The sequence below is a fragment of the Burkholderia sp. ZZQ-2 genome, assembly GCF_050768715.1.
Lineage (GTDB): Bacteria > Pseudomonadota > Gammaproteobacteria > Burkholderiales > Burkholderiaceae > Burkholderia > Burkholderia cepacia.
Window position 1 is genome coordinate 20,736 of sequence record NZ_LDVA01000235.1, and the last position, 8,161, is coordinate 28,896.

8 protein-coding genes and 1 pseudogene are annotated in these 8,161 nt (G+C 65.5%); 5 read left to right on the forward strand and 4 right to left on the reverse strand.

The window, feature by feature from the left end; translation table 11 throughout:
• Positions 1 to 130: 130 nt before the first annotated feature.
• From ppsA to ABY44_RS15990, 3 genes are all read left to right on the forward strand, one after another.
• The gene (gene ppsA, locus ABY44_RS15980) at positions 131 to 2,530 is read left to right on the forward strand and encodes a phosphoenolpyruvate synthase (RefSeq protein WP_027787098.1); all 2,400 of its coding nucleotides are present in this window, start codon (positions 131 to 133) and stop codon (positions 2,528 to 2,530) included.
• A 205-nt stretch (positions 2,531 to 2,735) separates the two neighbouring features.
• Positions 2,736 to 3,170, forward strand: coding sequence for an NfeD family protein (locus tag ABY44_RS15985; protein ID WP_027787099.1), 435 nt, complete (start codon positions 2,736 to 2,738; stop codon positions 3,168 to 3,170).
• 33 nt (positions 3,171 to 3,203) lie between these two features.
• Complete coding sequence (locus ABY44_RS15990; protein WP_014896750.1) at positions 3,204 to 4,139, forward strand: SPFH domain-containing protein; 936 nt, start codon at positions 3,204 to 3,206, stop codon at positions 4,137 to 4,139.
• A 232-nt stretch (positions 4,140 to 4,371) separates the two neighbouring features.
• Here ABY44_RS15990 and smpB read toward each other — a convergent pair whose 3' ends face one another.
• Entirely contained in the window at positions 4,372 to 4,818 is a 447-nt protein-coding gene (gene smpB, locus ABY44_RS15995) for an SsrA-binding protein SmpB (RefSeq protein ID WP_006478511.1), read from the reverse strand.
• A 98-nt stretch (positions 4,819 to 4,916) separates the two neighbouring features.
• Between smpB and ABY44_RS16000 the strand changes: the two genes are divergently transcribed.
• Entirely contained in the window at positions 4,917 to 5,354 is a 438-nt protein-coding gene (locus tag ABY44_RS16000; protein WP_027787100.1) for a type II toxin-antitoxin system RatA family toxin, read from the forward strand.
• Between the two features lie 4 nt (positions 5,355 to 5,358).
• Positions 5,359 to 5,682, forward strand: a complete 324-nt coding sequence (locus tag ABY44_RS16005) for an RnfH family protein (RefSeq protein WP_021159122.1) — start codon at positions 5,359 to 5,361, stop codon at positions 5,680 to 5,682.
• A 54-nt stretch (positions 5,683 to 5,736) separates the two neighbouring features.
• On the opposite strand, the gene ABY44_RS16010 is transcribed toward ABY44_RS16005, so the two are convergent.
• The 3 genes and pseudogenes from ABY44_RS16010 to ABY44_RS16020 form a co-directional block, all read right to left on the reverse strand.
• Entirely contained in the window at positions 5,737 to 6,720 is a 984-nt protein-coding gene (locus tag ABY44_RS16010; RefSeq protein WP_060170426.1) for a DMT family transporter, read from the reverse strand.
• A gap of 136 nt (positions 6,721 to 6,856) precedes the next feature.
• Entirely contained in the window at positions 6,857 to 7,540 is a 684-nt protein-coding gene (locus tag ABY44_RS16015; RefSeq protein ID WP_060170463.1) for a Vgb family protein, read from the reverse strand.
• Between the two features lie 31 nt (positions 7,541 to 7,571).
• A pseudogene (locus ABY44_RS16020) lies at positions 7,572 to 8,161 on the reverse strand (helix-turn-helix domain-containing protein); the annotation flags it as partial.

Sequence of the window (8,161 nt, forward strand, 5' to 3'; positions counted from 1 at the left end):
GGTCAGAAGATTTTCGCCGCTGCGAGTGTTTCTCCAACAGGTTGCGCAAGACGCGCCGCGCCTTTTTGCAAGCGCCCGCGTCCGAGCCCACTTGCGCAATCGAGCATTTTTTTCACACTTAGGGGCTTGTATGACTAACGCAGCAAACGTCGCAAAGGACCAGGCGTATGTAATTCCGTTCGAGCAGTTGCGGATGACCGATGTGGAAATCGTCGGCGGCAAGAATGCGTCGCTTGGCGAAATGATCAGCCAGCTTTCCGAAGCAGGCGTTCGCGTACCCACCGGTTTCGCCACGACCGCGCTCGCGTTCCGCGATTTCCTCAAGCACAACGACCTTACCGACCGCATCGCCAAGCGTCTCGAGTCGCTCGACATCGACGACGTGAAGGCGCTCGCCGAAGCTGGTGCGGAAATCCGCAAGTGGATCGTCGATGCGCCGATGCAGGCACGTCTCGAGCAGGAAATCCGCGAGCAGTTCGACATCCTGAAGAACAGTTCGCCGGGCGAGCTGTCGTTCGCCGTGCGCTCGTCCGCTACCGCGGAAGACCTGCCCGACGCATCGTTCGCCGGTCAGCAGGAGTCGTACCTGAACGTCGTCGGCATCGAAGACGTGCTCGACCGCATGAAGCACGTGTTCGCGTCGCTGTACAACGACCGCGCGATCTCGTACCGCGTGCACAAGGGCTTCACGCACGCGGAAGTCGCGCTGTCGGCCGGTGTGCAGCGCATGGTTCGCTCGGACGTCGGCGCGGCCGGCGTGATGTTCACGATCGACACCGAATCGGGCTTCAAGGACGCCGTGTTCATCACGTCGAGCTACGGCCTGGGCGAAACCGTCGTGCAGGGCGCGGTGAACCCGGACGAGTTCTACGTGTTCAAGACGACGCTCGCACAGGACAAGTACCCGATCATCCGCCGCTCGATCGGCTCGAAGCTGATCAAGATGGAATTCACGCAGCCGGGCGAGCCGGGCCGCGTGAAGACGGTCGACGTGCCGCACGAACAGCGCAACCGCTACTCGATCACCGACGAAGACGTGATCGAGCTGGCGAAGTACGCGGTCATCATCGAGAAGCACTATCAGCGTCCGATGGACATCGAGTGGGGCAAGGACGGCCGCGACGGCAAGATCTTCATCCTGCAGGCACGCCCGGAAACCGTGAAGAGCCAGGCAACCGGCAAGGCCGAGCAGCGCTTCAAGCTGAAAGGCCAGTCGCAGGTGCTCGCGACGGGTCGTGCGATCGGCCAGAAGATCGGCGCGGGCCCCGTGCGCGTGATCCAGGATCCGTCGGAAATGGAACGCGTGCAGCCGGGCGACGTGCTGGTGGCCGACATGACCGACCCGAACTGGGAGCCGGTGATGAAGCGTGCGGCCGCGATCGTCACGAACCGTGGCGGCCGGACCTGCCACGCGGCGATCATCGCGCGTGAACTCGGCGTGCCGGCAGTCGTCGGCTGCGGCGATGCGACGGACGTCCTGAAGGACGGCGCGCTCGTCACCGTGTCGTGCGCGGAAGGCGACGAAGGCAAGATCTACGACGGCCTGCTCGAGACGGAAGTCACGGAAGTGCAGCGCGGCGAACTGCCGGAAATCCCCGTCAAGATCATGATGAACGTCGGCAACCCGCAGCTCGCGTTCGACTTCTCGCAACTGCCGAACGGCGGCGTGGGTCTCGCGCGTCTCGAGTTCATCATCAACAACAACATCGGCGTTCACCCGAAGGCGATCCTCGAGTACCCGAACATCGACCAGGACCTGAAGAAGGCCGTCGAGAGCGTCGCGCGCGGTCACGCATCGCCGCGTCAGTTCTACGTCGACAAGCTGACGGAAGGTGTCGCGACGATCGCTGCGGCGTTCTATCCGAAGCCCGTGATCGTGCGTCTGTCCGACTTCAAGTCGAACGAGTACAAGAAGCTGATCGGCGGTTCGCGTTACGAGCCGGACGAGGAAAACCCGATGCTGGGTTTCCGCGGCGCATCGCGCTACATCGCTGAAGATTTCGCGCAGGCGTTCGAGATGGAATGCCGTGCACTGAAGCGCGTGCGCGACGAGATGGGCCTGACCAACGTCGAGATCATGGTGCCGTTCGTGCGTACCGTGAAGCAGGCGGAGCGTGTCGTCGGCCTGCTCGAGAAGTTCGGCCTGAAGCGCGGCGAAAACGGCCTGCGCCTCGTGATGATGTGCGAAGTCCCGACCAACGCGATCCTCGCCGAAGAGTTCCTGGAGCACTTCGACGGTTTCTCGATCGGCTCGAACGACCTCACGCAGCTCACGCTCGGCCTTGACCGCGATTCGGGCATGGAACTGCTGGCTGTCGACTTCGACGAACGTGACCCGGCCGTCAAGTTCCTGCTGAAGCGCGCGATCGATACCTGCCGCAAGATGGGCAAGTACGTCGGTATCTGCGGCCAGGGCCCGTCCGATCATCCGGACTTCGCGCAATGGCTGACCGACGAAGGCATCGTGTCGATCTCGCTGAACCCCGACACGATCATCGATACGTGGCAGGCGCTTGCCAACCGTAAGTAACGGTCGGCGATGCCGCTTCGGCGAAAGCGCGGTACCGCCGCGCTTTCGTTGAAGGCAAAATGCAAGGTTCGTGTTATAAACACCCCGGTACGCACCGGGGTGTTTTTATTTGTCGGTACGCAACGTGCCGATCCGGGCGTGCCGGTCGCCTCCGCTCGCGGCAGCGAATATAGTGAGTATCGGGGGCGTTTTTCTGGAGGCCAAAATGATGTCGGGGCATCTGTTCTGGTGGGTCGCGGTGGGCGTGCTGGTCGTGGCCGAACTGCTGACGGGCACGTTCTACCTGCTGATGATCGCACTCGGCTTTCTCGCGGGCGGCTTGCTGCAACTGGCTGGTTTCGCGCCGCACGTGCAGTTCGGCGCGGCGGCCGCGGTCGCGATCGTCGCGATGATCGCGCTGCGCCGCTCGGGGCTCGGCCGCAAGCAGAAGCGCGACACGTCGACGAATCCGGACGTCAATCTCGACATCGGCTCGACCGTTACGGTCGATGCGTGGCGCGACGGCCGTGCGCGCGTGCAGTATCGCGGCGCCGACTGGGACGTCGAGCTCGCGAACGGCGAGCGCGACGATGCGCATGTGTATCAGGTGAGTGCCGTGCGCGGCAATTGTCTCGTGGTCGTGGCGAAACCCGCGGGCTGATCGTCCGCCGATACAACAAGGAGGGAATATTTCATGGATTCGCTGATCATCTGGGTTGTCCTGCTCGTCATTGCGATCGTGATCGTGTCGAAGACGGTGAAGATCGTGCCGCAGCAGCATGCGTGGGTGCTCGAGCGCTTCGGGCGCTATCACGCGACGCTGTCGCCCGGCCTGAATATCGTGCTGCCGTTCGTCGATCGCATCGCGTACCGGCACGTGCTGAAGGAAATCCCGCTCGACGTGCCGAGCCAGGTCTGTATCACGCGCGACAACACGCAGCTGCAGGTCGACGGCGTGCTGTACTTCCAGGTGACCGATCCGATGAAGGCGTCTTACGGGTCGAGCAACTTCGTGCTCGCGATCACGCAGCTCGCGCAAACGACCTTGCGTTCGGTGGTCGGCAAGCTCGAACTCGACAAGACCTTCGAGGAGCGCGACTTCATCAACCACAACATCGTGTCGGCGCTCGACCAGGCGGCGGCGAACTGGGGCGTGAAGGTGCTGCGTTACGAGATCAAGGACCTGACGCCGCCGAAGGAAATCCTGCACGCGATGCAGGCGCAGATCACCGCTGAGCGTGAAAAGCGCGCGCTGATCGCCGCATCTGAAGGCCGCAAGCAGGAGCAGATCAACCTCGCGTCGGGCGCGCGCGAAGCGGCGATCCAGAAATCCGAAGGCGAGCGCCAGGCTGCGATCAACCAGGCGCAGGGCGAGGCCGCTGCGATTCTGGCGGTGGCCGAGGCGAACGCGCAGGCGATCCAGAAGATCGCGAACGCGATCCAGTCGCAGGGCGGGATGGATGCGGTGAACCTGAAGGTCGCCGAACAGTATGTCGGAGCGTTCTCGAATCTCGCGAAGCAGGGCAACACGCTGATCGTGCCGTCGAACCTGTCGGATCTCGGCACCGCGATCTCGTCGGCGCTGACGATCGTCAAGAACGCGGGGGCGGCCTCGGGCGGGAAGGCCTGAGTCGGACGTACGCGGTGTGCGAAGGGCGCGCTGCGTGCGATCGGTGTGCGGCGAATCGTCGCGCAGCCGGGGCGCAGATGATGCCCGCGGCACCTTTCTTCAGCCGACGCAGGCGGTATGGCGTGCCGAAGGCTGCCTCAGCCGCCGCGCAGCCGGCATCGGCGATTCACGTAGTCCAAAGCAACACGGCCCGCTTCGAGCGGGCCGTGTCGTTTGCGGGGTGCGTCGCGCGTCAGGTGCCGGCGCGCATGATGCGTGCCTTTTCGCGTTCCCAGTCGCGCTTCTTCTCGGTTTCGCGCTTGTCGTGCAGCTTCTTGCCCTTTGCGAGCGCGATGTCGCACTTCACGCGACCGCCCTTGTAGTGGAAGTTCAGCGGCACGAGCGTGTAGCCGCGCTGCTCGACCTTGCCGATCAGCTTCTTGATTTCCTCGCGGTGCAGCAGCAGCTTGCGCGTGCGAACCGGGTCGGGCTTGATGTGCGTCGAGGCTTCGGGCAGCGGGCTGATATGGGTACCGATCAGGAAGATCTCGGCGTTCTTCACCACGACGTAGCCTTCCTTGATCTGGCCGCGCCCGGCGCGCAGCGCCTTGACTTCCCAGCCCTCAAGCACGAGCCCCGCTTCGTAGCGTTCCTCGATGTGATAATCGAAGTGCGCTTTCCTGTTGTCGATGATGCTCATGAAAGGATCGGGCCAACTCGTTTAAAATCACGATTTTAGCAAAGCAGGGCGGGAATCGCCCGGCTTGCGTTCCCACCTTGAGCGATGCCGCGCGATTTATGGCAGATGTCCAGAAAACCGTATTGATCCGTCATTCGGCGGAACAGATGTTCGACCTCGTCACCGACGTGGCCGATTACCCCAATTTCCTGCCCTGGTGCGGCGGTGTCGAGGTTCGCCGTCAGGACGAGAGCGGGATGGAAGCGCGCATCGACATCAACTTCAAGGGCATCAAGCAGCACTTCGCGACGCGCAACACGCAGCAGCGCCCGACGCGGATCGACATGGAGTTCACGGACGGCCCGTTCAAGAAGTTCACGGGCTCGTGGCGCTTCACGGCGCTGCGTGCCGATGCGTGCAAGATCGAATTCGCGCTGCACTACGAGTTCTCGAACATCCTGCTCGAGAAGATCATCGGGCCGGTGTTCAGCCACATCGCGAACACGTTCGTCGATTCGTTCGTGAAGCGCGCCGACCAGCGCTACGGGAAGGGGTGACGCGATGCTGTCGATCGAAGTCTGCTACGCGCTGCCGGATCGCCAGACGCTGATTCCGCTGTCGCTCCCCGAAGGGGCGACCGTTCGTTCGGCGATCGATGCGAGCGGCGTGCTCGCGCTGCATCCGGAAATCGATCTCGCGAACGCGAAGACGGGCGTGTACGGGAAGCTTGCGCCGCTCGACACGCTGCTCGCCGACCACGACCGCGTCGAGATCTACCGCCCGTTGATCGTCGATCCGAAACTCGCGCGCCAGCGGCGCGTCGACAAGTCGCGCCGCGACGGCTCCATCGAGGGCCGCAAGTGGATGCACAAGGACGCGCGCTGACGCGGAGCGATCCGCGTCCTTCAACTCGATTCGTCTGAGCAAACGTCGCGGCGTTCAATGGGCTGCGGCATTCGCGTTTGCCGCCGCGCTTCCCGCCGTCCCGCCGCCGGCGGGCGTGTCGCCATGCCGGCGCACCGATCCATAGACGCCGGCGAGCAGCAGCACCAGCGCGGCGATCTCGAGCGCATGCGGCATCCGCTGGTCGTACACGAACGCGTAAAGCATCGCGAATACGGTTTCGAACACGATCAGCTGGCCCGACAGCGTGAGGGGCAGCCGCTTCGACGCCGCATTCCACAGCCCGTTGCCGAGCCACGACGCACCGATCGCGAGCACGAGGTTCAGCAGCCAGAACAACTGCCAGCGCGACGCGGGCACCGCTTCCTGGAACGTGCCGGCCGGCAGCGCGAGGATCGCGATCCAGACGAGCCCGCCGATCAGGCCCGTCACGACACCCCACAAGACCGACCACTCGTTGCCGCCGAAACGATGATGGCGCTGCAGATAACGTGCGTTCGCGACCGCATACCAGGTCCAGCTCGCGAGCGCGCCCGCCGCGCAGGCGATGCCGGCGAGTTTCTGGCCGAGCGTCGTCGCATGTGCGGCCTCGGACGTGAACAGGTCGACGTTGATGCAGACGATGCCCGCGATCACCAGCGCCAGCGGGGCGGCGAGCCGCCGCAACGGCACGGCGCCGTGGTCGCCGAGGCCTGCGAGCGTCACCGTGACGGGCAGCACGCCGACGATCAGGGAGCTGGGTGCGATGCCGATCAGGTGCACCGCGCCGGACAGCAGCATGTAGTACGCGACGTTGCCGATGACGGCGAGCCTGACCAGCGCGACGAGATCCTCGCGGGTCAGCCGCGCGAGCAGCGAGCGGGCGGCCGGCAGCGCGGCCGCGAGCGACACGAGACCGTACATCGCATAGCGGCCGGCGCTCAGCAGCAGCGGCGAGAAGTCGGTCAGCAGCCGCGGAACGAGAAACACCATGCCCCACAGGGCGCCTGCCAGGACACCATAGACCACACCGCGCTGCATCGACTGCTCCGAACACGTGACTGATGAGCGCGCATCTTAGCGACGCCGTCGCGGCGTCGTCTTGTTCATTCCTGCACTCGGGGCAGGCCGGTGGGTGGGCGCGCCGCGCGCAGCAGCGATCGCGGCAGGCGGCGGATCAGTCGTCAGCCGGATCGGGCGCCGCCGCACCGTCGCCCGGTGCCCGCACCCGCGCGGGCCGCCGCACGGCGCGCAGCGTGCCGCTGTTGCCGCCGCCGCAGTAGAAGCGGTCGTGGCCGTCGGATTCGAGCCCCGACACGCCGACGCCGGCCGGCATGTCGATCTGCTCGAGCACCCGGCCCGTGCGCGGATCGATGTGCCGCAAGTCGGCCTGATCGGCTTCCCAGGTGCCGTGCCACAGCTCTCCGTCGACCCACGTCACGCCGGTGACGAAGCGGTTCGACTCGATCGTGCGCAGCACGGCGCCCGACTGCGGATCCACCTGATGAATCTTGCGATCGCGGTACTGGCCGACCCACAGCGCGCCTTCGGCCCATGCCAGCCCCGAATCGCCGCCGCCGCCGGGAGCGGGAATCGTCGCGAGCACGCGGCCCGATTCGGGGTCGATCTTCTCGATGCGGTCCTCGACGATCTGGTACAGGTGGCGGCCGTCGAACGCCGTGCCCGCATGCGCGGCGACGTCGATCGAGCGGACGGTCGTGCCGCGCTCCGGGTCGAGCGCATTCAGCTTGTCGCCGGACGCGTACCACACGTACTTCCCGTCGAACGTGACGCCGTGTACGCCGTCGACGCCGGGAAACGGGCCGTATTCGCGAAGAATCTCTGCACTGGAGCGTTTCATGTTCGTCACCTCGTCGTTCGGTGAGGTCATCCTAATTTCCCGGCAGCGGGGCAGGGAGTAACAAGGTCGTCGCGAAACCGGGCAGCGGCGGCGTCATCCAGCGGCGCGCGCGGCCGCGGCCGAGCGCCTGGACCTTGTCCGCTTCGGCGAGCACGTCGAGCGCGCGCTGCACGGTGCGCTGGCTCGCGCCGAGGGCCAGCGCCAGCGCGGAGCTCGACCATGCTTCGCCATCGGCGAGGAGCGCGAGCACGGCTGCGTGGCGATCGTCGACCGGGCGCGCGAGGACGACGGTCTCGCGTACGCCGAGCGGTTCGAGCGCAAAGCCGCGCGGCGTCGCGACGATGTTTGCGAGCGGCCGCAGCACCGCGCGCAACCGGCCGATCTCGACGCGCAGGCGCGCGCGATGCGATTCGTCCGCGTGTTTCGCGCGGAACGCGGCCGCGACGAGCGCGTTTCGCGACACGTCGGCCGGCCATGCCTCGCCGAGCGCGCGGGCGAGCACGAACAGCACGGGCCGTCGCGCGAGCGACACGGTCGTGCGCGCGTCGCGTACCGTGTGGCGGCACGCATCGACGACGAGTGCGTTCGACGCGAACAGCGTCTCGACTTCGTCGAGCTGCA

What these genes read in the sequence shown, in the direction of transcription:
- ppsA (WP_027787098.1), top strand. Translation starts at nt 131, where the DNA reads ATGACTAACGCAGCAAACGTCGCAAAGGACCAGGCGTATGTAATTCCG.
- ABY44_RS15990 (WP_014896750.1), top strand. Translation starts at nt 3,204, where the DNA reads ATGGATTCGCTGATCATCTGGGTTGTCCTGCTCGTCATTGCGATCGTG.
- ABY44_RS16005 (WP_021159122.1), top strand. Translation starts at nt 5,359, where the DNA reads ATGCTGTCGATCGAAGTCTGCTACGCGCTGCCGGATCGCCAGACGCTG.
- smpB (WP_006478511.1), bottom strand. Translation starts at nt 4,818, where the DNA reads ATGAGCATCATCGACAACAGGAAAGCGCACTTCGATTATCACATCGAG.
- ABY44_RS15985 (WP_027787099.1), top strand. Translation starts at nt 2,736, where the DNA reads ATGATGTCGGGGCATCTGTTCTGGTGGGTCGCGGTGGGCGTGCTGGTC.
- ABY44_RS16000 (WP_027787100.1), top strand. Translation starts at nt 4,917, where the DNA reads ATGGCAGATGTCCAGAAAACCGTATTGATCCGTCATTCGGCGGAACAG.
- ABY44_RS16010 (WP_060170426.1), bottom strand. Translation starts at nt 6,720, where the DNA reads ATGCAGCGCGGTGTGGTCTATGGTGTCCTGGCAGGCGCCCTGTGGGGC.
- ABY44_RS16015 (WP_060170463.1), bottom strand. Translation starts at nt 7,540, where the DNA reads ATGAAACGCTCCAGTGCAGAGATTCTTCGCGAATACGGCCCGTTTCCC.